Annotated in this window: 24 protein-coding genes; 13 read left to right on the forward strand and 11 right to left on the reverse strand. The window is 59.5% G+C overall.

Going from position 1 to position 24,290, the window contains the following annotated elements; translation table 11 throughout:
- Positions 1-63 precede the first annotated feature (63 nt).
- A complete protein-coding gene (locus TRL7639_RS13560) occupies positions 64-1,050 on the forward strand; it encodes a GlxA family transcriptional regulator (RefSeq protein ID WP_085796157.1) in 987 nt (328 codons plus the stop codon).
- 69 nt (positions 1,051-1,119) lie between these two features.
- Here the strand turns inward: TRL7639_RS13560 and TRL7639_RS13565 are convergent, their stop codons facing one another.
- Positions 1,120-2,166, reverse strand: a complete 1,047-nt coding sequence (locus tag TRL7639_RS13565; protein ID WP_085796158.1) for an aldo/keto reductase — start codon at positions 2,164-2,166, stop codon at positions 1,120-1,122.
- A 117-nt stretch (positions 2,167-2,283) separates the two neighbouring features.
- Here TRL7639_RS13565 and TRL7639_RS13570 point away from each other — a divergent pair, with 117 nt between their 5' ends.
- The 5 genes from TRL7639_RS13570 (at position 2,284) to TRL7639_RS13590 (ending at position 6,507) form a co-directional block, all read left to right on the forward strand.
- Complete coding sequence (locus tag TRL7639_RS13570; RefSeq protein ID WP_085796159.1) at positions 2,284-2,682, forward strand: rhodanese-like domain-containing protein; 399 nt, start codon at positions 2,284-2,286, stop codon at positions 2,680-2,682.
- A 42-nt stretch (positions 2,683-2,724) separates the two neighbouring features.
- Positions 2,725-3,504 carry a hypothetical protein gene (locus TRL7639_RS13575; protein WP_133057657.1) on the forward strand — a complete coding sequence of 260 codons (780 nt, stop codon included), beginning with the start codon at positions 2,725-2,727 and terminating at the stop codon, positions 3,502-3,504.
- A gap of 213 nt (positions 3,505-3,717) precedes the next feature.
- A complete protein-coding gene (locus TRL7639_RS13580) occupies positions 3,718-4,347 on the forward strand; it encodes an ImuA family protein (protein ID WP_085796161.1) in 630 nt (209 codons plus the stop codon).
- A 91-nt stretch (positions 4,348-4,438) separates the two neighbouring features.
- Positions 4,439-5,065, forward strand: a complete 627-nt coding sequence (locus TRL7639_RS13585; RefSeq protein ID WP_085796162.1) for a YceI family protein — start codon at positions 4,439-4,441, stop codon at positions 5,063-5,065.
- A 218-nt stretch (positions 5,066-5,283) separates the two neighbouring features.
- Positions 5,284-6,507, forward strand: coding sequence for an MFS transporter (locus TRL7639_RS13590; protein ID WP_085796163.1), 1,224 nt, complete (start codon positions 5,284-5,286; stop codon positions 6,505-6,507).
- Between the two features lie 7 nt (positions 6,508-6,514).
- Here TRL7639_RS13590 and TRL7639_RS13595 read toward each other — a convergent pair whose 3' ends face one another.
- On the reverse strand, positions 6,515-6,964 hold the full coding sequence (locus TRL7639_RS13595) for a MarR family winged helix-turn-helix transcriptional regulator (protein ID WP_085796164.1): 450 nt from the start codon (positions 6,962-6,964) through the stop codon (positions 6,515-6,517).
- A gap of 104 nt (positions 6,965-7,068) precedes the next feature.
- Between TRL7639_RS13595 and TRL7639_RS13600 the strand changes: the two genes are divergently transcribed.
- Positions 7,069-7,293, forward strand: a complete 225-nt coding sequence (locus TRL7639_RS13600) for a hexameric tyrosine-coordinated heme protein (RefSeq protein ID WP_235820330.1) — start codon at positions 7,069-7,071, stop codon at positions 7,291-7,293.
- 67 nt (positions 7,294-7,360) lie between these two features.
- Here TRL7639_RS13600 and TRL7639_RS13605 read toward each other — a convergent pair whose 3' ends face one another.
- The 4 genes from TRL7639_RS13605 to TRL7639_RS13620 all read right to left on the reverse strand — a co-directional run bounded on the left by TRL7639_RS13605 (position 7,361) and on the right by TRL7639_RS13620 (position 10,890).
- The gene (locus tag TRL7639_RS13605) at positions 7,361-7,876 is read right to left on the reverse strand and encodes a hypothetical protein (protein WP_085796166.1); all 516 of its coding nucleotides are present in this window, start codon (positions 7,874-7,876) and stop codon (positions 7,361-7,363) included.
- Positions 7,870-8,238 carry a hypothetical protein gene (locus tag TRL7639_RS13610; protein ID WP_133057658.1) on the reverse strand — a complete coding sequence of 123 codons (369 nt, stop codon included), beginning with the start codon at positions 8,236-8,238 and terminating at the stop codon, positions 7,870-7,872. The genes TRL7639_RS13605 and TRL7639_RS13610 overlap by 7 nt, the downstream gene beginning before the upstream one ends.
- Positions 8,239-8,452: 214 nt before the next feature.
- Positions 8,453-10,120, reverse strand: coding sequence for a flotillin family protein (locus TRL7639_RS13615; protein WP_085796168.1), 1,668 nt, complete (start codon positions 10,118-10,120; stop codon positions 8,453-8,455).
- Positions 10,121-10,182: 62 nt separating this feature from the next.
- Positions 10,183-10,890 (reverse strand): OB-fold-containig protein, encoded by a 708-nt coding sequence (locus TRL7639_RS13620; RefSeq protein WP_085796434.1) that lies wholly within the window; start codon positions 10,888-10,890, stop codon positions 10,183-10,185.
- A gap of 235 nt (positions 10,891-11,125) precedes the next feature.
- Between TRL7639_RS13620 and metG the strand changes: the two genes are divergently transcribed.
- Complete coding sequence (metG, locus tag TRL7639_RS13625; RefSeq protein ID WP_085796169.1) at positions 11,126-12,841, forward strand: methionine--tRNA ligase; 1,716 nt, start codon at positions 11,126-11,128, stop codon at positions 12,839-12,841.
- Between the two features lie 75 nt (positions 12,842-12,916).
- On the opposite strand, the gene TRL7639_RS13630 is transcribed toward metG, so the two are convergent.
- The 4 genes from TRL7639_RS13630 to TRL7639_RS13645 all read right to left on the reverse strand — a co-directional run bounded on the left by TRL7639_RS13630 (position 12,917) and on the right by TRL7639_RS13645 (position 16,420).
- Complete coding sequence (locus tag TRL7639_RS13630) at positions 12,917-13,141, reverse strand: hypothetical protein (protein ID WP_085796170.1); 225 nt, start codon at positions 13,139-13,141, stop codon at positions 12,917-12,919.
- A 148-nt stretch (positions 13,142-13,289) separates the two neighbouring features.
- Positions 13,290-14,612, reverse strand: coding sequence for an aspartate aminotransferase family protein (locus TRL7639_RS13635; protein WP_085796171.1), 1,323 nt, complete (start codon positions 14,610-14,612; stop codon positions 13,290-13,292).
- A complete protein-coding gene (locus TRL7639_RS13640; RefSeq protein ID WP_085796172.1) occupies positions 14,609-15,367 on the reverse strand; it encodes a beta-keto acid cleavage family enzyme in 759 nt (252 codons plus the stop codon). Before TRL7639_RS13640 ends, TRL7639_RS13635 begins: the two co-directional genes overlap by 4 nt.
- Positions 15,368-15,451: 84 nt before the next feature.
- A complete protein-coding gene (locus TRL7639_RS13645) occupies positions 15,452-16,420 on the reverse strand; it encodes a GlxA family transcriptional regulator (protein ID WP_085796173.1) in 969 nt (322 codons plus the stop codon).
- A 252-nt stretch (positions 16,421-16,672) separates the two neighbouring features.
- On the opposite strand from TRL7639_RS13645, the gene TRL7639_RS13650 reads away from it, so the two are divergent.
- From TRL7639_RS13650 to TRL7639_RS13670, 5 genes are all read left to right on the forward strand, one after another.
- A complete protein-coding gene (locus tag TRL7639_RS13650; RefSeq protein ID WP_085796174.1) occupies positions 16,673-17,848 on the forward strand; it encodes an efflux RND transporter periplasmic adaptor subunit in 1,176 nt (391 codons plus the stop codon).
- Between the two features lie 3 nt (positions 17,849-17,851).
- Positions 17,852-21,004: an efflux RND transporter permease subunit gene (locus TRL7639_RS13655; protein ID WP_085796175.1), complete on the forward strand. Its 3,153-nt coding sequence runs from the start codon at positions 17,852-17,854 to the stop codon at positions 21,002-21,004.
- Positions 21,005-21,093: 89 nt separating this feature from the next.
- The gene (locus tag TRL7639_RS13660; RefSeq protein WP_085796176.1) at positions 21,094-21,573 is read left to right on the forward strand and encodes a GNAT family N-acetyltransferase; all 480 of its coding nucleotides are present in this window, start codon (positions 21,094-21,096) and stop codon (positions 21,571-21,573) included.
- 60 nt (positions 21,574-21,633) lie between these two features.
- Positions 21,634-21,891, forward strand: coding sequence for a metal-sensing transcriptional repressor (locus TRL7639_RS13665; protein ID WP_085796177.1), 258 nt, complete (start codon positions 21,634-21,636; stop codon positions 21,889-21,891).
- A 3-nt stretch (positions 21,892-21,894) separates the two neighbouring features.
- Positions 21,895-23,220, forward strand: a complete 1,326-nt coding sequence (locus TRL7639_RS13670; RefSeq protein WP_085796178.1) for an MFS transporter — start codon at positions 21,895-21,897, stop codon at positions 23,218-23,220.
- A 253-nt stretch (positions 23,221-23,473) separates the two neighbouring features.
- On the opposite strand, the gene TRL7639_RS23120 is transcribed toward TRL7639_RS13670, so the two are convergent.
- A partial coding sequence (locus TRL7639_RS23120) for a pilus assembly protein (RefSeq protein WP_165759810.1) occupies positions 23,474-24,290 on the reverse strand: 817 nt, incomplete at its 5' end.

Below are 24,290 nucleotides of genomic sequence, written 5' to 3' on the forward strand. Positions count from 1 at the left end.
CGTTCATCCCCGACTCTGGCGCAGCTTTGTCATCGAAACTTCACATGATGCGAATCGAACTTGATGAAATCCGCAAAAAACATACTGCACCCCGAGCACCGCGCCCTGAAAACGGCCGTTTTGGTGCTGGACGACTGCAACACGCTCAGCTTTGCAGCAGCCGTGGATCCAATGCGCGCGGCCAATCGGCTGGCCGACCGTCCGGCGTTTGACTGGGACTATGTCACCGCCACGGATGCGCCCGCCCACCTGACCAGCGGGCTTGCCGTGCCCGGCATTCCGCTGGCGCGCCTTGAAGGCTGCGATCTGTTGATCGTCATCGCCGGTTTCCAATTGGCGCGCCACGCCACCCCCAGCCTGCTGGCTGGCCTGCGCCGCATCGCGGCCAGCGGCGCCACGATTGCGGGCATCGACGGAGGACCCTGGTTGATGGCCGAGGCAGGCTTGCTCGATGGCCACACGGCCACGACCCATTGGGAAGACCTGGGCAACTTCGCCAACCGCTTCCCCGAGATCGAGGTGCTGCGCGACCGCTTCACCCTGTCCGAAAATCGCCTGACGTCTGGCGGGGCCATGCCTGCCATCGAAATGATGTTGCAGATCATCGCCGCGCGCCATGGGTCCGGCTTCGCCTCGCGCGTCTCGGGCCTCTTCCTCTACGACGGTGCCCCCGCACCGACAAAACCGCAAAGCCGCACCGGGCTGCCGCACCGCCACAATGCGCTGACCGCAAAGGCCAACGCGCTGATGGAGGCTGCGCTGGACGAGCCGATGCCCCTGACCGACATCGCAACGACCCTGGGCACCAGCCCGCGCACGCTGCAGCAGCAATTCCGCCTGCGCTTGAACACCACGCCACAGGATCACTACCTGCACCTGCGTCTGGCCGAGGCGCGCCGCCTGGTGACGGACACGGAAATGTCTCTGATGGATGTGGCCGTGGCCACCGGCTTCACCTCACAATCCAGCTTTGCCCGCGCCTTTCGCACAGCCCACGGCCAAACCGCCCGCGATCTCAGACAGGACCACGGGCAACCCACACACCACTAATCTTCACCTTTTAGAAAATACTCCGGGGGGAGCCGCAGGCGGGGGGCAGCGCCCCCCTCCCCGTTCCCCTCAATAGGGCATCGGATGCGCCCGATGCGCCTCGTTGATCTCTGTCAGAACCTCGTCCGACAGCACCACATCCACCGCGCCCAGAACGTGTTCCAGCTGGTCCATCCGCGTTGCGCCAAAGATGGCCGAGGCCATGAAGGGCCGCGTCCGGCACCAGGCCAGCGCCATGTGCACCGGGTCCAGCCCGTGCTTGGCGGCAATCTCCAGATAGACATCCACAGCGTCATAAACCCGATCCGAATGACGCCCGCCCAGGCCCGGCACGATGGATTTGCGCGACCCTTCGGGCACCGCGCCACCCTGATATTTTCCCGTCAGCAACCCGGTCCCAAGCGGCGAAAAGGCCATCAGCCCCACATCCTCGTTCACGCTCAATTCGGCCAGATCGGTGTCATACATCCGGCAAAGCAGCGAATATTCATTCTGGATCGAGGCCACCCGCGGGCCATGCCCCGCCTCGGCCAGCCGCAGCCACTGCGCCGTGCCCCAGGCGCTTTCGTTCGACAAGCCAAAGGCGCGGATGTTGCCCTTATCTACCTGCGCCTGCAGCGCCTCCAGGCACTCGACCATATTCTTCAGCACTTCGCCCGGGTTCTGCCCCGACGGATCATAGGTCCAATTCTGCCGAAACATGTAACTGCCGCGATTGGGCCAGTGGAACTGGTAGAGGTCGATGTAATCCGTCTGCAGCCGCTTGAGGGAGCCCTCGATGGCCCCCGGAATGGTCGCCGCCGAGATTGGCGCACCGTCGCGGGCATGGGTAAATCCGGACCCTGAGTGTTTGGTGGCCAGGATGTAGTCGCCCCGCTGCCCCGCATGGGCTGCATTCCAATTGCCAATGATCGTTTCGGTCAAACCCACAGTCTCGGCCGAGATCGGGTTCACCGGATACATCTCGGCCGCGTCGACAAAATTGATGCCCGAGGCCAGCGCCAGATCCATCTGCGCGTGTGCCTCAGCCTCGCCGGTCTGAGTGCCAAAGGTCATCGTGCCCAGACACAGTTCGGACACCTGCAGGCCGGTGCGGCCCAACGGGTTCATCTTCATGGGAAATCCTTTTCTCTGCTTGGTGCCAGACCCTAGCGGGCACACGGGCAGAGGCAACCCCTTGCCGCCCGACGCAGTTTCAGACAGCCTGCGCACACACAATGGGGAGACAGAGCCATGCCGCAGACCATCACCAAAGGGATCAAGACGCTTCTGGCCGAGGCGAACGCAAAGGTCAAAACCATGCCCGTGGCCGAAGCCAAGACGCTCTATGACAATGACGCCTACGTCTTCATCGACCTGCGCGACATCCGCGAGCTGCAACGCGCAGGCATGATCCCCGGCGCGTTTTCCTGCCCGAGGGGCATGCTCGAGTTCTGGATCGACCCCGACAGCCCCTACCACAAGGATGTGTTCAACCAGGACAAGACCTACGTCTTCTACTGCGCCAGCGCCTGGCGCTCGGCGCTCAGCGCCAAGGTCGCCCAAGAGATGGGCCTCTCCCCCGTGCTGCACCTTGAGGGCGGGTTCACCGAATGGCTGAAACAGGACGGGCCGGTGCAAGAGCGTTCATAACACCAAGACCGGCACTTCATTATCTGCGATTTGGGGTAAGTCATGACCCCAACCGATCGAGCCAATCAGATTGAGGCAACGCCCAGGAGAGATCACATGAGAGCGGCTAGGAAAACATCCTCATGGTTTTGTGCCGTTCTGTTCGGCTTTCTCGTCACTGAGAGTGCTGCGCAGGAGGACATCCGAATACCTGTTTGTAAAGATGGTCAGCTGTACAGCCTGCCGCAATATGGGCAATTGTATTCCAAGGGTCTTCATATCAGGCTAGGTACAGGCGAGGATTCTGATAAGACGCCCTATATATGGAAGGTTGGTCAGCCGCCGCTTAATCTAAGAAAATTTACCTATAATAGCTTTGGAGGCTCTCGTAGTTCTCGTACACCGCCCGTGATGGAGCTCCTTCTCGGGCGTAAATCAATGTTTGCAGTATCTCAACTGTCTATAGCTAGTCGCTTAGAAGCCCTCGACTGGTATCTGCCTCCGGATGAGCGCGCAACTCAATCCACCATGACCAGACATAACTATGGGGCACGGACGGACTATGAAATTGATATAAGGTTTTTTGAACAAATCGTTTTCGTTACATGTCGCCAGGGTCTGCCCGTTTACAGCAGTGACCCTCAGTCCTACAATTGTGGATTACGTGGTCGTCTGCCCGATGGCACTGCACTCTCCGTCTACTTTGATACAGGTAAAGATCTGGAAGGCCACTGGCCGCCCGTGAGCAAGCTCAATGAGCTTTGGCCTGCCGCGATAGATGAGCTTGAACAAGCGATTCAAAATTTGCTGCCGCCCGGTAAGGAAGAAACAATTTGCAACTGAGTGACGACTGAAATGGTCATAGGATTTATTGACGAACGACCACGCCAGAGTTGGCGCAACATGGTGTCCATTAGCATCAGAATTCCTTCCGCGGTCTGACTTATCAAGCTGCAAGGCCTGAAACACTTCTGAATGTGTTGAAGCACCGCTCGACGCAGTCCCCCTTCGATTGCCCCAATTGAGAACAAAAAGAGAACATGATACCCTCCCCACATGTCGACTCACCTGCTCACACGCCACACCAAACACCGCAGCGGTCCCAGCCTCAGCCCGCACCCCGAGGTGCCGCTGCAACTGGCCCGCGTGCACGAGGCCTGTGGCCCCGCCCGGCGCAGCTTTGCCTTGTGGCTGGCCGGGCAGATGCAGGGGCCGGTGCTGTGGATCGCGCCCGCGTGGGAGGCGGACCGGTTGAACCCCGACGGGATGCTGGATTTTGCCGATCCCGCGCGGTTCCTCTTTGTGCACCCCCGCCGGACCGAGGACCTGCTGTGGAGCATGGAGGAGGCCTTGCGCGCCGGTGCTGTGCCGCTGGTGATTGGCGACCTTCCCGCTGCCCCCGCGCTGACGCCTGTGCGGCGAATGCATCTGGCTGCCGAGACGGGCGGCAGTTTGGGCAAGGCCCCGCTGGGGCTGCTGCTGACCCCCGGCGATGGCGGCGCGCAGGGGATTGAGAGCCGTTGGCACATGGCCCCCGTGCATGAGAGAACACAACGGCGATGGCAATTGGAGCGCCGCCGCGCCCGCGCCCTCCCCCCCACGGCTTGGGTTGCGACACAGGCCCGCCCTGGCGCGCAGCTGGAACTGGAGCGCAAAACGGGGACACCCGCGCTCACAGCCCCCTGACAATGCGGTGAAACCACGGGAATTCGTACAAAAGCAACACATCTCATGGCAGGCTACCCTTTAGACGGATGCCCAAATGACGAGTTCCAAAATGATACGTACCCCCAATTCCCCCCTCACCCGACGCACTGTGATGCGCGGCCTGGCCAGCCTGCCCCTGCTGGGCCTGTCTGGCGCACATGCGGCCCAAGCCAAGCCAACCCGCTATACGCTGGACACTCAGACCTCATCGGTCGGGTTCTTCTTCACGCTTTCCGGCACCGCCCAGCGCGGCACGATGCCGGTCAAACGCGCCGACATCATCATCGACCCACAAAACCTGACGGCGAGCACGGTCGATGTGCTGGTCGACGTGGTCGGTGCCCGCACCGGCCTGTTTTTTGCCACCCAGGCCATGACTGGGGCCGAGGTTCTGGACGCCGCGCGTTTCCCCACCATCCGCTTTGTCTCGACCAAAGTGCAACTGGGGGCTGGCGGACGCCTCTCAGACGGCGCGCGCATCTCGGGCGATCTGACCGTACGGAACGTCACGCGCCCCATCACGCTGGAAGCCTCGCTCTATCGCAGCGCGGGCAGTGCCTCAGACGACCTGCGACACCTGATGATCCGTTTGCGCGGACAGATCAGCCGCAGTGTCTTTGGCGCCTCGGGTTACAGCGATCTGGTCAACGACGCTGTCACTCTGGATATCAACGCCACCGTGAAACAAGCGGACTGAAGACATCAACCAGTTCCAAGCGACCGAGACGCACCCCCTCAAACCGCGCGGTACCGCGCCGAGCCGCAGGCGAGGCGCCCGACCCAACGGAGCAAGGGCCCGTCAGGGCATGCCGCGAGGGCGGGAGCGCCCCGAGATACGAGAAAACGTCAAAATCGACTCTCCGACGTCGAATATACACGTGCATCTCGGGCAGAACGCGGTCAGGGTGCAGCATTATGCGCCTGATCATCTCCTTCACCGCCCTGTTCCTTTCCGTCATCCTGTTGCAGCTTTCAACCGGTGGTGTGGGTCCACTCGACGCCATTTCAGGATTGACGCTGGATTTTACCAAAGAGCAGATCGGCCTTCTGGGCTCGGCCCATTTCATCGGCTTCTTTGTGGGCTGCTGGTGGGCCCCACGCCTGATGGGCAGCGTTGGCCATTCTCGAGCTTTCGCCGTATGCACCGCGCTTGGCGCAATGGGGTTGATCGGTCATACGCTGACAGAAAACCCCTATGTCTGGGCCTTGCTCAGGATCGCGTCGGGCACCTGTGTCGCCGGGTGCTATACGGTGATCGAGGCCTGGTTGAACTCCAAAGTTACAAACGAAAACCGTGGTCGCGCGACGGGCACCTATCGCATTGTCGACATGAGCGCCTCACTTGGCGCGCAATTGATCATCGCCATCCTGCCGCCTGCGTCCTATGTGTCCTACAACCTGCTTGCGATCTTGTGCTGCGCAGCGCTATTGCCCCTTACCCTCACAAAATCCAGCCAGCCCGAGACCCCCAGAGCGCCGCGCTTGCGCCCCAAGCTGGCTTGGCGCTGCTCGCCGCTTGCGGTGGCGGGCGTGATCGTGGCCGCGCTCAGTTCCGCCTCGTTCCGGATGGTCGGCCCCGTATACGGCCAAGAAGTGGGCTTGGAGATCGACCAGATCGCGTTCTTCCTGGCGTCCTTTGTTCTGGGCGGCGCCTTGGCGCAGTATCCAATGGGCTGGCTTGCCGACAAATACGACCGCCGCTGGGTTCTGATCTGGCTCTCTGCCGTGGCTGTTGTAAGCTGCGGCATCACCATGGCGGCCAGTGGTTCGGGCACGTTGGGCGTGATGCTGGCCGCGGGCTTTTTTGGCTTCACCACCTTCCCCATTTTCTCGGTCTCGGCGGCACACGCCAATGATTTTGCCACATCCGAGCAACGGGTCGAGCTGTCGGCCGCGCTGATGTTCTTTTTCGCTCTTGGAGCGATCGCATCGCCTTATGTGTCGTCCTCGCTGATCGACACTTATGGACCGGGAGCGCTCTTTGCGTTTGTTGCAGCAGGCCACGTCGTGCTGATTGCCTTTGGCCTGACCCGGATGCGCGCACGCCCGACGCCGGAAGAGCGCACCAACTATGTCTACGCCCCACGCACGTCATTCACCATCGGTCGACTGCTGCGCAAACAGCGTGAGGGGCGCTAAGTTTCTCTCAAGGCGTCAGCAAACCGTCCCTCAACTTGAACAAAAGCTGCTGCAGTGCATCAAGCTCGGTGTGCGTCATGCCGGTCTGCTCGATCATGCATTGGGTAATCGCAGGTGCTTTGTCCTTCAATCCCCGCCCCTTGGGCGTCAGCACAACATCAATGGCACGCCGATCCTCAGCATTGGGTTCCCGCCGCACTAGCCCCATCCCCTCCAGCCGCGTGACCAGAGGTGTCAGGGTGCTGGTTTCCATACGCAAGGCTTTGGCCAGCGTATTGACCTTTTGTCGGTCCGCCTCCCACAGCAATGTCAGTGTGATGTACTGCGGATACGTCAGCCCCAACCGTTTCAAATGCGGCACATAGGCCCGGCTAACGGCATGAGACGCCGTATAAATCCCAAAACAGAACAGATCGTCCGCCCGTGTGGGAACCTCATGTTCAAACAGCCCAGTCATCCTTTGCCCCACCAATTGCATCGTGCACGATATATCTTGACACACCTGCCACCTTCGTCAACTTTCTGATTAGGTCGCACACGATACAAATGAAGGAGATCAAGATGTCTTGGCTGCCCACTTTGCAAACCTCCACGCCCGAAGAAGGCTATGAACTGGCGATCAAACTGTCCCGCATGGCCGTGAAAAAGACCCAGCCCGACGACGACGCCCGCGCACGGATGCGGCCAGAATATGCCAACGATGCAGACAGTCTGATCGCGTCGTCACATGTGGTGGCTGTGAATTTCCAAACGGTTGCTCTGGCCAACAATCATTGGCGCGAGTAATCGCTTTATCCCAAAGCAGGCTGGAGCTGGCTCCGAGCGATAGGGTCACGACCCCAGCGTCAGGACCCTAGCAACGAAAGCGGGTGCGGTTGAAATCAAACGCTTGGGGGGCACTGCATCGGTCAAGTTTGTAAGGAACGCGACCGGACGCCAGGTTGAAAGGATCCCCGCGCAGGGACGAAACAATCGTCTTACGCGCCAGTTTCAGCTCTTCGCACTTGTAGCCGCCCCCCGGGGTCTGCGTAACCGGGTTGTATGTGTTGCCTGGATGTGCCCAACACAGTGCCTGGATACCGTTAATCTGATCCAGCTTGTAGAGTTCAGGCACCCCTGCCGAATTGCCCGGGTACCACAGCCACGCCCGCCCATCTGAACCGATCAGATTCACCTGGAACCCATGTGCAGACGAGAACGACAGATAGGTCATCCCCGCCTTTGGATAGTCCGGATACGCCACATTGCGCGCGCTGACTTCGGCAATCGCGGACTGCGTAGATGGCGGTGGGCTCACGCCGGCCCCATCACAAGCGGTCAGCGCAACAAGCACCTTGGCGAACAGGGCACACCGGGCCAGGTTCAGCATGCCAGCGACGTGCTCCACCCGTTGAATTTAGAGGCTTTAGCCGCAATCGTGCTCAGGTCCGTAGAAGGCTCGAACCCACCAAGTAGGGTCAGGACGCCTGCGTTGAACGACGCTTTGCACCCCGAAACTTGACGTGCCGCAGCCTCGACATCTGCAACTGTATACCCGTTTGGTCCTTGGCCGATCACGTCAATTACTGCCGTTGCCTCGTTGCGTCGTTTCAGTACAAAGTTTGAGGCCGCTGCACTGGTGGCCACAGTTGAATAAAACCCGTCATCAATCACACCCACGCGAAACCGCGTCCCACCCACTTGCACCTCTTTGGCCTGTTGACGGGCTTCTTTGCGCAACTCCGTGTTCAACGACCGTGCCTCACGATCGACACTAGATTTGTTGCTGGCCGCTCCTCCACAAGCCGTTAAAACAACAATGCCACAAAGTGCCAAAATGGAACGCATAGTCTTCTCCTAATAGTTTGGATGGGAATCACCACCCCGCCCAAACTTTTGCAACTTAAAATTTAAAAAAGGGACGGACAAAGTGTCCGCCCCTTCGGTCTCTCGCGATACTCTGCGATTAATGGCTGTTGCCGTTCGTGTTTGTATCATCCTCTTCGGCGACTGTATTTTCCACCGGCCCCAGCACGCCGTTGGCCATGCCACTTACACCGTGTTCCATTGACAGGCCCAGTTCTTCGCCCAGCTTCTTGAGCGCGGGCATCTGCACCGCCATGCCCATGATCGAATCCAGCGCCTGGTTCACCACCGGCTTGTCGCCGCCCGGACCTCCGCTGGCTGTAGGCAGGCCAACGCCACCCACCTGGTGGATCTTGATCGAGTCGATCTTTTCCGCCGGTTTGACCATTTCGGCAACGATCCCCGGCATCGCCTCGATCCGCGCCATGTCGACCTTCATCTCGATCAGCTCGGGCGAGAGCACGTTTTCCGCCTCGACAATCGCGCGTTTACCTTCGGCTTCGGCCAGCATGTCGTTTTTCTTGGCCTCGGCCCGGATGTTGAGCGCATCGGCTTCAGCCTGCGCCTCTTCGCGGCGCGCCTCGGCACGGTCGGCCGCGGCCTCTTTCTCGGCCTGGGCGGACAGGCGGATCGCAGTTGCCTGACGCTCGGCTTCACGGGTGGCTTCGATCAACACGATCTGCTTCTGACGCTCGGCCTCGGCCACTTCGCGTGCGGTTGCCACGGCTTCGGTTGCCTTGGTCGCCTCTGCCCGTGCCAGGTCGGCCGACGCACGGGCGCGGCTTTCCTCTTCGGACTTCTGGGCAATGATGATCTGGCGTTCCTGCTCGGCCACCTCCAGCTCACGCTCTTTCGAGATTTCAGCATCGCGGATCTTGCGCTCGCGCTCAATCTCAGCAGCACGAATGGCTTCCTCACGGGCAATCCGGGCGCGTTCGGTTTCACGCACCGAGTCTTCCATCCGTGCAGCGATCTCAGACTCTTGCGCGGCCTTCATGGTTTCGACCTGCTGAGCCTGCTCGATGCGCGCCTGCTCTTCGTCCTGCTCGATAAGCATCCGCTGACGCGCGGCCTCCATCGCGGCGCGACGCACTTCGACCTCGGCATCGGCATCAATCTGCGCGCGCTCTTTTTTCGAGGTCGCGATGACCTCGGCCAGTTTGCGCATACCCACGGCGTTAAAGGCGTTGTTTTCATCCAGCGCCTCAAACGGGGTCTGGTCCAGCGCGGTCAGCGAGACGGATTCCAGTGAAAGACCGTTTTTCAACAGATCCTCGGACACGGCATTCTGCACCTCTTGCACAAAATCGGCGCGGTTTTCGTGCAGACCGTCCATGGTCATCTGGGCCGCCACGGCGCGCAGACCGTCGATCAGTTTCCCTTCAATCATCTCGCGCAGCTGCTCGACATCGAATGTGCGGCTGCCCAGAGTTTGCGCGGCCCGTGCGATCCCCTCCTCAGAGGCCATGACCGAGACGTAAAATTCAACGCCAACATCCACACGCATCCGATCCTGGGTGATCAACGCAGCTTCGCCGTTGCGCTGCACCTCAAGGCGCAGGGTTTTCATGTTTACGGGGCTCACCTCATGCAGCAGCGGCACAACAATGGTACCCCCGTCCATGATCACCCGTTTGCCACCTGCCCCGGTTTTCACCAGGCTGATCTCGCGGGTGGATCGGCGATACAATCGGCCCAAAACAAGGCCAATCAAAAGCAAGACAACAATGACTGAGGCGACAACAACCGCCAGGAACTGAAATTCCATGCTAAATCCTCCACTTTGGAACTTTTGGTAATGTGCGACCCTGTCGGGTCAGGCCCGTGCCGTCACTCGGACAGGCCGATCAGGACAAATGCACCGCTTCGGCGATTGCGCAGCACCAACACCTCGGTGCCTTGCGCCAGCGTCTCGCCATCCTGCAGAGGTTCGGCCCGCAGGTAGTGGGAGTTCCCGTAGCGGTCGGCCACGCGCACCTCGGCCGGGCGACCGCGAGCGGCGGTGCCTTGGGTGATGACCCCACGGCGGCGCGCCAGCATACGCTCGGACACGGCCTCGGTCTCGGTCTTGGGCAGAAGGCGGGCAAAGACCGCGCCAAAGCCACGCGCAAACCACAGACCAAAGGCCCCTGCAGGGATCGCTGCCCAGACCGCGGGCAGGTCCGCCCCGATCAGATTGCGCAAGGCAATCTGCAGGCCCATGCCACTCAGGCCAAAACCCATCAGCAGCACCGCCAGCCAGATCATGAAGGGCATGCGCCCCAATCCCAGCCAACTGGCCGGACCCGGAGTGGCCATTTCAGGCGCGACATCCGGCTCCACCTCGGCGATTTCAAAGGCGTCGGCATCCACGTCGATATCCAAATCCAGATCACCAATTTCGGGCGCAACATCGACATCCATGTCGAGTTCCCCGTCACCGGCCATCAAACTCCCACCCAAAAGCAGCGCCACCAATTCCAGCCCCAGCAAACCGACAAGCAATGCCAGCGCCACGGTGAACGGTGCAAAAGCCGCATCAAGTAGAAAATCGAACATCAAAACTCCTTTGGTATACATTTGTATGCAATCTAGATGGGAATCCCACCACAACTTTTCAAGACATCACAACCACAAAAGACAACCAAAGGTAATGCAAACCTGACATCAGGCCGTTTTTTCACGCCGGTTTCACAGGGGTGCAACTTAAGGAAAACCGCCCGACCCAAAGGCCACCCTTTTGCTGGCCCGCGACATGGGTTAGACGGGCCACAGACATCAGACGGATACGGATATGGCACGGATTCTCATCACCTCGGCGATTCCCTACATCAACGGGATCAAGCACCTCGGCAATCTGATCGGCTCGCAGCTGCCTGCGGACCTGTATGCGCGCTACAACCGCGGCCGTGGCAACGAGGTCATGTTCCTGTGTGCCACCGATGAACACGGCACCCCGGCCGAGCTGGCCGCTGCCAAAGCGGACAAACCGGTGGCGGAGTATTGCGCCGAGATGCACGGGGTGCAGTCGGACATCGCCGACCGCTTTGGGTTGAGCTTTGACCACTTTGGCCGCTCGTCGAGCCCACAGAACCACAAGCTGACCCAGCATTTTGCAGGCAAACTGGCCGAGGCCGGTTTGATCCGTGAAGTCAGCGAAAAACAGGTTTACTCGCATGCCGATGGCCGCTTTCTGCCAGATCGCTATATCGAAGGCACTTGCCCCAATTGCGGTTACGAAAAAGCGCGCGGCGATCAGTGCGAGAACTGCACCAAGCAGCTTGACCCCACTGACCTGATTGACCCGCGTTCGGCCATCTCGGGCTCCACCGACCTGGAGGTGCGCGAGACCAAGCACCTGTATCTGTGCCAGTCGCAGCTCAAGGATCAGCTGGACGCCTGGATCGACAGCAAGGCGGATTGGCCGGTGCTGACCACATCCATCGCCAAGAAATGGCTGCATGATGGCGACGGGTTGCAGGATCGTGGCATCACCCGCGATCTGGACTGGGGTGTGCCGGTCAAAAAGGGGGGCGAAGATTGGCCCGGCATGGAGGGCAAGGTGTTCTATGTCTGGTTCGACGCGCCCATCGAATACATCGCCTGCGCCGGTGAATGGGCCGAAGCCAACATCAAGACCGACGCCGACTGGGAACGCTGGTGGCGCACTGACAAGGGCGCCGACGATGTCAAATACGTCCAGTTCATGGGCAAGGACAACGTCCCCTTCCACACGCTTAGCTTTCCCGCCACCATTCTTGGCTCCGGCGAGCCGTGGAAGATGGTCGACCACCTGAAAAGCTTCAACTACCTGAACTATGACGGTGGCCAATTCTCGACCAGCCAGGGGCGCGGCGTGTTCATGGACCAGGCGCTGGACATTCTGCCTGCGGACTACTGGCGCTGGTGGCTGCTGAGCCATGCGCCCGAAAACTCGGACAGCGAGTTCACGTGGGAGAACTTCCAAACATCCGTGAACAAGGATCTGGCCGATGTGCTGGGTAACTTTGTCAGCCGCATCACCAAGTTCTGCCGTTCCAAATTCTCCGAAGCGGTGCCGGACGGCGCCTATGGCGAGGCGGAACAGGCGTTGATCGCCGATCTGACCACCCGCGTGCGCGCCTATGAGCAGCACATGGAGGCGATGGAAGTTCGCAAATCTGCGCAAGAGCTGCGCGCGATCTGGGTGGCGGGCAATGAATACCTGCAAAACACCGCGCCGTGGACCGCGTTCAAGACGGACCCCGAAAAGGCCGCCGGTCAGGTGCGCATGGGTCTGAACCTGATCCGGTTCTACGCGGTGCTGAGCGCGCCCTTCATCCCCACCGCATCCGCCAAGATGCTGAGTGCAATGAACACGCTGGACACCAGCTGGCCCGATGATGTCGAAGCGGCGCTGAACGCCCTGCCCGCCGGGCATGAGTTTACCGTGCCAGAGGTGCTCTTTGCCAAGATCACCGACGAGCAGCGTGAGGAATGGCAAGAGCGGTTCTCGGGCATCCGCGACTGATCAAGTGATCACCCGAACATGACAAAACGCCCGCTGTCTTCTTGACGGCGGGCGTTTTGGGTTTGGGCGTATGCCTTAGTCGACGATTGGCTGAGACAGCACGAAGTTCTGGCTTTTCTGCTCGGCGGTGGTGCCACCTTGAGCGTCGCGGACGCTGTGCCCGATTTCGGAACAGATTTGGTAGTTTCCATCGGCACAGGCAGGTTTTTGTGACTGCAACCCCTCGGGCAGGCTGCGTGACGGGTCGCCACAAGCCGCCAGTACCAGCGGTGCAATTGCAACAACAATCAGTTTCTTCATTAGACATTCCCCCAATAATTTTGCCGCCATTTTGCGCCAATTTTTTAAAAAGGCCAAAGATTCCTTTACGATATCCTTTCGACAGTTCCCAAGTCTCAGCTGGATTGTTTTCAATATTGGAACAATCCAGCAGAAATTCCGTCACTGTTCAGCCCAAAGCGATGTCGAACGCTCGCGCCAATCGGGTCGCGATCAATTGCGGGTCATCATCCGACATGATGAACGGCGGCGCCAGCAATACATGATCCCCAGACCGCCCATCCCGCGTGCCCGGCATCGGATAGCAAATCAGCCCCTCGGCCACGGCGGCCTTTTTGATCTTGCCTGCCAATCCGCGTCCCGCGTCAAAGGGTGTTTTGGTTTCCTGATCCTCGACCAGTTCGACACCCCAGAACAGGCCCCGCCCCCGGATGTCACCCACGTGAGCATGCTGGCCTAACGTGCTGTGCAGGGCCTGCTCGACCAACCCGCCCAATTCCCGCACGCGCGGCATCATCGCGGGATCCAGCAGTTGCTTGACCACAGCAAGACCAGCTGCGGTCGCAGTCGGGTGGCCGATATAGGTGTGCCCGTGCTGAAAGAACCCGGAACCTTTTGCAATCGCATCATAAATCGCGCTTGAACACAGCATTGCGCCCACCGGCTGATAGCCGGCACCAAGCCCCTTGGCGATGGTGATGATGTCGGGGCGCACCCCTTCGCCCTCGCAGGCAAACAGATGCCCAGTGCGCCCCATGCCACACATCACCTCGTCCAGGATCAGCAGCACGCCGTATTGATCGCAGATCTCGCGTATGCGGGTATAGTATCCCTCGACCGCCGGCACCGCCCCCAAGGTCGCACCGACCACAGGCTCGGCGACAAAAGCCATCACCGTTTCGGGACCAAGGCGCAAGATTTCCTCTTCCAGTTCGTTGGCCACGCGCAGCCCGTAGTCGGCAAGGCTCTCCTCTGCGCCGCGTTCGGCGTATTCATAGCAGGGCGCAATGTGGCTGACCCCGATCAGCAGAGGGTCGAACTGTTGCCGCCGCCAGGCGTTGCCGCCTGCGGCCAGCGCCCCCAGGGTGTTGCCATGATAGCTCTGCCGTCGCGCGATCAGGTTGCGGCGCTCTGGCTGTCCGATCTCCAGATAATACTGCCGCGCCAGTTTGATCGCGGCCTCGACCGCCTCGGACCCGCCAGACACGAAATAGACCCGGTCGATGCCCTCGGGCGCATTGGCCACCAGCAGGTCAGCCAACTGTTCCGCAGGATCCGAGGTAAAGAACCCGGTATGCGCAAAGGCCAATGTATCGATCTGCGCCTTGATCGCCGCGCGCACGGGTTCATTTGAATGACCAAGACAAGACACCGCCGCCCCGCCCGAGGCATCGAAATAGCGCTTGCCGTCGCTGTCGATCAGATAGCACCCGTCGCCCGCCACGGCGGTTGGCAGGTTTGCGTGACAATGACGTGGAAAGACATGGCTCATGCGGCATTCCTTTCAAAACGGGCTTTCAGAGAAGATACAGCATCCGCGTTGCTGCGCCAAAGCGTGCCACTTGGGGCAACAAGGTTGTTTTCAAATCCCACCCTCAGGACGTTCGCGCCGCTTTGCGCTGCGGCGAGCAAACAGGCCTCTTCCTGGGGACCAAAGGCACATACGGCAAAGCTCAATCCATCGAGCAAAGGCAACAGCGGCGTCAGTTCGTCGGGGGTTCCGGCGCGAGGTGGGAAATAGGCGCCCAACACACAAATAACCTCATCCTGCTCTGGGCGAACGACCCCACGCTGTCGCCAATCGTGCAACAGGTGCAAATCTGAGGCGTCATAAGCGATATGTTGAACGCGCGTCTCTTGATCCGCACACAGGCCATAAAGCTGCTCGGCAAGTTCTGGTGCACGATTGATCTCGCGAACCGAGATGCTGGCCCATTTGGGGCGTACCTCTTTCAAGCAGTCGAGTTGCTCATGGGGGCTGTAAACCCCGGCGGATTCCGTAGTGATCTGCAGGTCAAGCTCTGGCACCTCAGCGGAAAGCGCGGCCAAAGCTTCGCGATAGCGCCCGGCATCCAGAGAATGTTCCCCTTCGCTGTCGCGCACGTGCAGATGCAAAGCCCCTGCCCCGGCGCTGTGGCAAGCTCGCGCGGTCGCAAGCATGTCGTTCAAATTTATGGGCAGGGAAGGATGATCCGCTTTGCCGCGACGTGCGCCGTTGGGGGCGACCATGATCACTGGGGCATTCATGACAAATAGTCCTGGTTCGTTTGACCAAAAGTAAACCGGAGCGCGCGGGAGCAACTTTGAAAATTCGACATGAAATCGCGCGCCTTACGACATACCCCGCCCGCTGCCGCGCCGATCATCCGAGGGCGAGAGCCCGAATATTTTCTGATAGTTGCGTGCGAATGTTGCAGGGGAATACCCATAGTCCATGGCAATATCCGTTAAGCTGCGACGCCCCGACAAAACGTCTAGCCGCGCGTCTTCGAGCCTGAGCTCTGTGTACACATTCGACGGTGTGCGGTTGAACTCTTGTACGAACAACCGCTCAAGGTGCCGTTGCGATATGCCTTGGGTTTCGGCAACCTCGGCAATGGTAAGCGGCGTGAACAGATTTGCGCGCATCACGCCTAGCGCGGCATAAACAGCGCCGTTTGCCGTCTCGAACCGCATGTCAGATACCCGCCGTTGCGAGGTTCGACCGTCCCGCACAGCATCAATGACCAGCCGAGCGGCAATATCATCAGCCACCTGTACACCCAGATCACGCGCGATGACCCAGAGCATCATGTCCGTGGCCGCCCCACCCCCGGCGCAGGTGGCGACCTGTCCATCGCTGAAGAACAATGCGGCGCTGACCAGCACCTGTTCGTGGGCTTGGCGCAGGTATCGCACGTCTTCCCAATGGGCGGCAACGCGGCGATCATCGAGCATTCCAGCCTGCGCCAAACGCACCACGCCTGAAGAAACGCCCCACACCGCGTGCCCGTGACGGGACCATTCACGTATGCGCGCAACAAAGCTTGGAGCGCTTGTCCGATTGGCATGCGCCCCTGACACCGCAACGATCACCGCGTGGGATGGAACCGCATCTATTTTGGCATCGGGTATCAATTGCAGCCCGTTCGACGCAGCAACCGGTGCGTCGTTCAATGCAACGACGCTGTAGCTGAAACCGGCTCCGGGCTTGAGCTGCCGAACAAGGCGCAGCACCTCAACAGCTGACGAGAACGCTTGCATCGTGAAACCTTCATCCAGGAAAAAGACAAAATTCCGCGTCTTCTGGATCTCTGGCATGACGCCCTCGCACTGTGTGTTCACGTTGGTGAAATCAACTCCAGCCTAGAGGGTGAAACAATCGCTGGAAACGGAAAAAACATTTTCGGATCAATAGCGAGGCCCGCGAAACTACGGAAAACCTCGGGTTGAGAAATTCGCAGTTTGCGGCCATCCTGTGTTCAAATACTCGCCGACTCGCAGCGGTCGTCGGAATTTGTTCCGATGAGCGCTGCTGTTCGCGCGCATCACATATTCCGAGGGGCTTAGCGCATGGTCGCCATATCCGAATACATCCGTTTCATCAAAGGCCACACGCTGCGCCCGACCCTTTTAGGGTTTGCCGCAGCTGTTGGGATCGTGTCCGCCCCTTTGCATGCCCAAGACGAAGGGGCCGCCCCGGCGCCCAAGGTCAGCGTTGCGGCAGCTTACACCCAGGAAATCACGGACGAGGCGACTTTCATCGGTCGGGGCGAAGCCATCGACAAGGTCTCTATCGTGGCGCGGGTGAGCGGGTTCTTGCAAAGCAAGGCGGTCGAAGACGGCAGCGCGGTCGAGGAAGGGCAACTGCTGTTCGAGATTGAGCCCGACCTGTATGAGGCAACGTTGGAAGCCCGCAGGGCCGATCTGGACCGAGCTGAAGCGCAGTTGGAATTGGCCAAACTGGAACTGGCGCGGAAAGAAGAGCTGCTGAAACGGGATGCGGTGCCTGTCTCGGAACGCGACATCGCGCGCGCCAATGAACTGGTCGCCGAAGCAGCAGTCAAATCAGCCCATGCCGCGATCCAACAAGCCGAGTTGGATCTGAGTTACACCAACATTCATGCCCCGTTTGCGGGGCGCCTTGGCCGAACCGAAACCTCGGTTGGGGATATTGTCGGGCCATCCAACCCGCCGCTGGTCACGATCGTACGTGAAAGCCCGATCTATGTGACATTTTCGCTGAACGAGAAGCAGCTGATCACGGTTCTGGAGCAATTGAACCAGACCACATCCTCGCTTGCGGAAAGCGGCAAAAGTCCGGATGTGTTTCTGGAACTGCCCAACGGCACGCCGCTGGACGAGGCAGGCAAGATCGTCTTTGTCGATAACCGGATCGACCCTCTGACCGGCTCGATCACAATGCGGGCGCAGTTCGAAAACGCGGCAAGCCTGATTGTCGACGGCGCCTTTTTGCATGTTAAAATCCAAGCTTTGCAGCCAACTCCGCGGGTTCTGGTGCCCCAGGCCGCCTTGCAACGCGATCAGCGCGGCGACTTTGTTCTGGTGGTCAACAGCCAGCAGATGGCCGAACAGCGCTATATCACCACGGGTGAGGTCGTGGACACGGCCATCATCGTTCTGGATGGCCTGCAGGCAGGCGAAAGCGTAATCGTCGAGGGGCTGCAGCGCGTGCGTCCCGGCGTTTCGGTTGACGCCGTGACGGCCGCTGAAAGCATCGGAGACTGATCGATGTTTTCAGCCATTTTCATCAGCCGTCCAAAGACGGCCCTCGTGATTTCGCTGGTGCTGACCATTTTGGGTGGCATCGGCTATTTCGCCCTGCCCGTGGCGCAGTTCCCGGACATCACGCCGCCAGTTGTCGGCGTCACTGCAAACTACACCGGCGCCAACGCTGAAACCGTGGAAAACGCCGTTGCCGCGCCGATCGAGGCGCAGGTCAACGGTGTGGACGACATGATCTATATGACGTCCACCTCGGCCGACAACGGTTCTTATTCGCTCAACGTGACGTTCGAGGTGGGCACAGATCCAGACATCGCGTCGGTGAACGTGCAGAACCGTGTGGCGCAGGCGATGGCGTCGCTCCCGACCGAGGTGACCTCGTCGGGTGTCGTCACACAGAAATCGTCGACCAACATGCTGATGGTGGTCACGCTGACCTCTCCGGGTGGCACCTATGACGACCTGTTTTTGTCGAACTATGCCTCGATCAACCTCAAGGACGCGCTGGCCCGAGTTGCAGGTGTTGGTAAGGCTGACGTTCTCACCAACCTCAGCTACGCCATGCGGATCTGGATGGATCCGGACAAGATGGCCGGCCTCAGCATCACGCCCGGCGACGTCATCAGCGCAATCCGCGAACAGAACACCGAGGTTTCGGCAGGCGCTATTGGTGCGCCCCCTGTGCCCGGCAATCAGACGTTTCAGTACACTATCAAAACCAAAGGGCGTCTGACCTCTGCCCAGGAGTTCGAAGACATCGTGGTCCGCACGGGCGACGCGGGATCCGTTGTCCGCGTCAAGGACATCGCCAAGGTGGAATTGGGATCACAGTTCTACTCGGCTTCGGGGTACTACGAAGGGCAGCCTGCCACCGTTCTGGGCATCTACCAGGCCCCCGGCGCAAATGCTCTTGCGGTGTCTGATCTGGTGACAGCCGAGCTGGAACGCCTCTCGCGGACCTTCCCCGACGACGTGGAGTATGAGGTCCCCTTCAATTCGACCGACTTCGTGCAGCAATCACTAAACGACGTGGTTTCCACCCTGATGCTGACCTTTGCTTTGGTGATCTCGGTGGTGTTCATCTTCCTCGGGTCGTTCCGGGCCACACTGATCCCCGCCGTGGCGATCCCCGTGTCGCTGATCGGTACGTTTGCCTTCCTGCTTGCCTTTGGCATGTCTTTGAACACCATCTCGCTGTTTGCACTGGTGCTGGCCATCGGGATCGTCGTTGATGACGCGATTGTTGTGGTGGAAAACGTTGAACGCATTATCGCCGAAGAGGGGTTGGAGCCCGCCGAGGCAACCCGCAAAGCCATGGGGCAGATCACCGGTCCGGTCATTGCGACCACGCTGGTTCTGTTGGCGGTGTTTGTGCCCGTCACCTTCATGCCGGGTATTACAGGGCGGCTCTATTCGCAGTTTGCCGTCACCATTTCGACCGCTGTTGTGATTTCGTCCATCAACGCTCTGACCTTGTCGCCCGCCATGTGCGCTCTGGTGCTCAAGGCGCGCTCGGGTCCGCCCACAGGGCTGCTGGCGATGTTCGAGGGCTTTATCGGCGGCATGCGCACCGGCTATGTCGGGATCGTCCGCCGCCTGCTGCGGGTGCCGCTGATTGGCCTTGCGATCATCGCCGCCTTTGGCGTGGGCACGGGCGTTCTGTTCAGCAACACCTCCAAAGGCTTTATCCCGCTTGAGGACAACGGATACCTGTTCGTGGACATCCAACTGCCTGACGCGGCCACACTGGGCCGCACCGAAGAGGTCACGTCGCGGGTCAACCAGCAGCTGCGAGAGATCCCTGGTGTTGCCAACACCGTTCTTGTGAACGGCTTTTCGCTGCTCAACGGCCTGACGACAAACGGCGCCATGATCATCGTCAACCTCGACAGCTGGGATGATCGCCAGACTGATGAGCTGAGCGCAAACGGTATTCTCGAAAAGGTGTTGGGCGTGGCTTATGGCGAGGCCGCGGCCTCGATCGTGGCATTCAACCCACCGCCCATTTCGGGCCTTGGTATGTCCGCGGGTGTCGAGATGGAGGTGCAGCAGACCGCCGGTGGCTCGGCTCAGGATCTGGCTGCTGCGGTGGGGTCGTTTGTTTACGCCGCCAACCAGAGCGACGAGATCGCGCAGGCCTATACCACCTTCCGGGCCAATGTTCCGCAGCTCTTTGTGGATCTGGACCGTGAAAAGGCCAAGACGCTACAGGTTTCGGTGGCCGAGGTGTTCCAGACCATGCAGGCCCATCTGGGGTCGTACTACGTCAACGACTTCAACCTGTTTGGTCGGGTCTATCGCGTGATGATTCAGGCCGAAGGTTCCTACCGGAACAAGATCGACAGCATCGGCAATCTCTATGTCCGCTCGACCAAGGGCGAGATGGTGCCGCTTGGTACGCTGATCGATGTGGAAAACGTGCTGGGACCGGTCCTGTTGAAACGGCACAACCTGTTCCGCTCGGCCACGGTGACCGCCGTTCCGGCCGAGGGGCTGTCCACAGGCGACGCGATCCGGGTGATGTCCGAAACATCACAAACCGCCCTGCCTCCCGGATACGCCTATGAGTGGACCGGGACAGCGCAGCAGCAGCTCGACTCGGCTGGTCTGGTGCAGGTGATCCTGATCATGGCCGTGCTCTTTGGCTATCTGTTCCTGGTGGCGCAATACGAAAGCTGGACCATGCCTGTGTCGATCCTGCTTTCGGTGATTGTGGCGATGTTTGGGGCTGTGGCAGCCGTGGCTGTGGTGGGCAGTGACATCAACCTCTACACCCAGATCGGGATGATCATGCTTATCGGGATGGCGGCCAAGAACGGTATTCTGATTGTCGAGTTCGCGATGGAGCAACGCGCCGCCGGCCTGAGTATCCGCGAGGCCGCAGCCGAGGCCGCGCACCAACGTTTCCGCGCGGTGATGATGACGGCGCTGTCGTTCCTGTTGGGTGTTGTGCCCCTGCTTGCGGCCAATGGCGCCGGTGCGGCCAGCCAAAAGGCCATCGGCGTGGCCGTGTTTGGCGGCATGTTGGCAGCGACTGTTGTTGGGGTTGTCGTGGTGCCTGTGCTCTACGCCGTGATGCAGAGCGCACGCGAATGGGTCAAAGGATCAAAAGGCGGTGATCCGGAACCGCCAAATGATGCGGCCACCCCGGCAGAATGAACAAAGAATAGCCCCGCCGGTATCCGGCGGGGCTGCTTCGTATTGCCCCCGGGGGAGGCCAAACGGCCGAACAGGAAGGTGCCAGTTCCATGCCCCATGAATTCGGCGCTGTCAGGCGATTGTCCCACGATGATCCGCAGATACCGCAGGTTCTGGACCTCATAAGGCGCAGCTTTGCCTATATGGAAGGACGTATTGATCCCCCTTCCTCGATGCACCGCCTCACGGCCTGCAAGATCGCCAATCAATGCCGGGAAGGAGAAGTCTGGGTCATCGGGACCCCGCCGGTGGCTTGTGTTTTTCTCAGTCCCAGGGCCGACTGTCTGTATCTTGGCAAGCTTGCAGTGGACAAAGCGTTGCAAGGCCAAGGGCTGGCGCGACGTCTGGTTGAACAGGCGTTAATACGGGCTCGCGATATGAAGTTGCCAGCATTGGAACTGAAAACCCGGATCGAGCTGACCGACAATCACAAAACATTTGAACGATTGGGTTTTTCGGTGATCGGGCACGACAGCCACGATGGCCACGCGCGACCTACGACCGTCCTCATGAGACGCCCGGTTCCATAGCTCGGCGCGGCAAGGCGCTACTGAATTGACTTATCCCCCTAGGGGGGATAATGGAGCTTCATGAATGTACCTCACAGACACAACTCGCACCCCAAGATTTCCGCCCGCCTCAAACGTGCCCGGGGCCATCTGGATAGCGTCGTAACCATGATCGAAGAGGGGCGACCCTGTACCGATATCGCGCAACAGCTACATGCTGTGGAAAAAGCCATCACCAACGCCAAACGCGTCCTGATCCACGACCACATCGACCATTGCCTGGACGAGGCAAGCGTCGAAAGCACGGCCGATTTCAAAGAAATCACACGGTATTTGTAACCCATGCTTAATGTTCTGAAACACCGCGGCTACCGCCACATGTTCCTGGCCCAAACCGTCGCCTTGCTGGGCACTGGACTCGCGACCGTAGCTTTGGGGCTTTTGGCCTTTGATCTGTCGGGGGATCAGGCGGGTTTGGTCCTGGGAACGGCTTTGACCATCAAGATGGTCGCCTACGTGACCCTTGCACCGATTGCATCGGCCTTTGCCGAACAGATGAACAGGCGCACGATGCTGGTGCTGTTGGATGTGATACGTGCGGGGGTCGCCCTGTGTTTGCCGTTCGTGAACGAGATCTGGCAGGTCTACGTCCTGATTTTCCTGATGCAGGCAGCTTCGGCAGGATTTACACCAACTTTTCAAGCTACTATCCCCGATCTGCTGCCAGACGAAGAGGACTACACCAAGGCGTTGTCGCTGTCGCGGATGGCGTATGATCTGGAAAACCTGCTTAGTCCAATGTTGGCCGCCGCGCTGTTGTCCCTCGTGACATTCGATGCACTGTTTATGGGAACCTCTGTCGGATTTGTGGCCTCAGCTGCGCTGATTGTGACAATCGCCCTCCCCTCTCCGAAACCAAGCAAACGGCGCGGGATTTGGGACCGCACAACGCGGGGCCTGCGCATTTACCTGGCCACCCCTCGCCTGCGCGGGCTACTGGCCCTTTGCATGACACTCTCGTTGGTGGGTGCCATGGTTCTCGTCAACACGGTGGTGGTAATTCGAGCCGACCTGAACTTAGATGAGACGACGGTGGCTTTTGCCCTGGGCAGCTTTGGCGCAGGCTCCATGTTTGCTGCTTTGTTCCTGCCCCGATTTCTACAAGCTCTGACAGATCGGCCCGTCATGATGTTTGGAGCCGCCCTGATGTCGATCACCGCGCTGGTGCTTGCTGGCTGGTCCTATCTCCTGGCCCTGTCCTTGCCCGCAGTGTTGACGGCCTGGTTCCTGATCGGCTTGGGGTATTCTACAGTCCTCACACCATCTGGCCGCTTGTTGCGACGTTCCTCGCGCCCCGAAGATCGACCCGCACTGTTTGCGGCACAGTTCACCCTTAGTCACGCGTGCTGGCTGGTAACATATCCTTTGTCTGGATGGCTGATCTCTACGTTCGATGCCACAATCACTTTGCTGACCCTGGGCAGCGGTGGCATGATTTCATTGACGATTGCCCTCATTCTTTGGCCCAATCGCGACCCCGAAGTCGTCGAGCATTATCACCCTGACCTTCCTCCTGAACACCCGCACCTTCAGGACGGTCACAACCACCCATATGTGATTGACGATCTACATCGCCGCTGGCCCGGCCATCACCAAACCTACAGGTAAGTCCAATTTCTCCTGCAAAGGCAGCGGACCAGAACGCTTGAAACGGGTTCCCCTGTCGTGCACATGGACGGAAATCTGGAAAGCGCCTCGCCCAGCTTGATCTTTGGCAAGACCAGATGAGAACGTCCCCCAGGCCCCGGCGAATATACCACTTAAGCAAAGCAAAGCCCCCGCAAAGTCACCTTTGCGGGGGCTTCAGTGTTATCGCGAAGCGAGCGACAAATAGGATCGCCGCATTGCTTTCGCCTATGGATCAGACGTCGTCGGCCTCGTAGTAACCACCATAGCCGAAGAGGCCATCGGTATAGTCACCATCGTCGAAGTCGACATAGTCATACGATCCGACCATACCCGAACCCAGCGAATAGCCGTAGTTCGACGCATAATATGGATCATAGTCTACCTGACCGGTTTCACCGTCGTAGTAATAGTAGTTGTACGCGACGTCATCACCCAAGCCATAATAGTCACCCGTGGAGTACGAGTAGACGTAATAGTAGCCAGAGTCACCGTTTTCGGTGGTGTAGTAGTAGTAGTCACCGGAAGTAAGCCCCTGAGAGCTGTCATCATCGTACGTGTAACCGTAGAAGAAGTCTCCGGTTCCGGTGTCATACCAGTAGTAGTAGTATGTCGCGCCGCCAGCTTCGTCATCGGCCTCATAGTAGCCGTAGCTGCCGAACTGACCGTCGGTGTAATCCCCGTCGTCAAAGTCGACGTAGTCATACGCGCCAATCATGCCTGTGCCCAGGGCATAGCCATAGTTGTACGAGTAATACGGGTCATAGTCGTACTGACCGGTCTCACCGTCATAGTAGTAGCTGACGTAGGCATAGTCTTCGTACTGGCCGTAGTAGTTCCCCGACGTCGCCGAATAGACATAGTAATACGCCGAGTCGCCATTTTCGGTGGTGTAGTAGTAGTACCCACCCGACGACAGACCCTGAGAGCCGTCGCTGTCGTAGGTATAGCCGTAGTAGAAGTCACCAGACCCCGAGCTGTCATACCAGTAGTACCAGTATGTCGCGCCGCCAGCCTCGTCATCGGCCTCATAGTAGCCGTAGCTGCCGAAC

Origin of the sequence: Falsiruegeria litorea R37, assembly GCF_900172225.1 — a bacterium.
GTDB lineage: Bacteria > Pseudomonadota > Alphaproteobacteria > Rhodobacterales > Rhodobacteraceae > Falsiruegeria > Falsiruegeria litorea.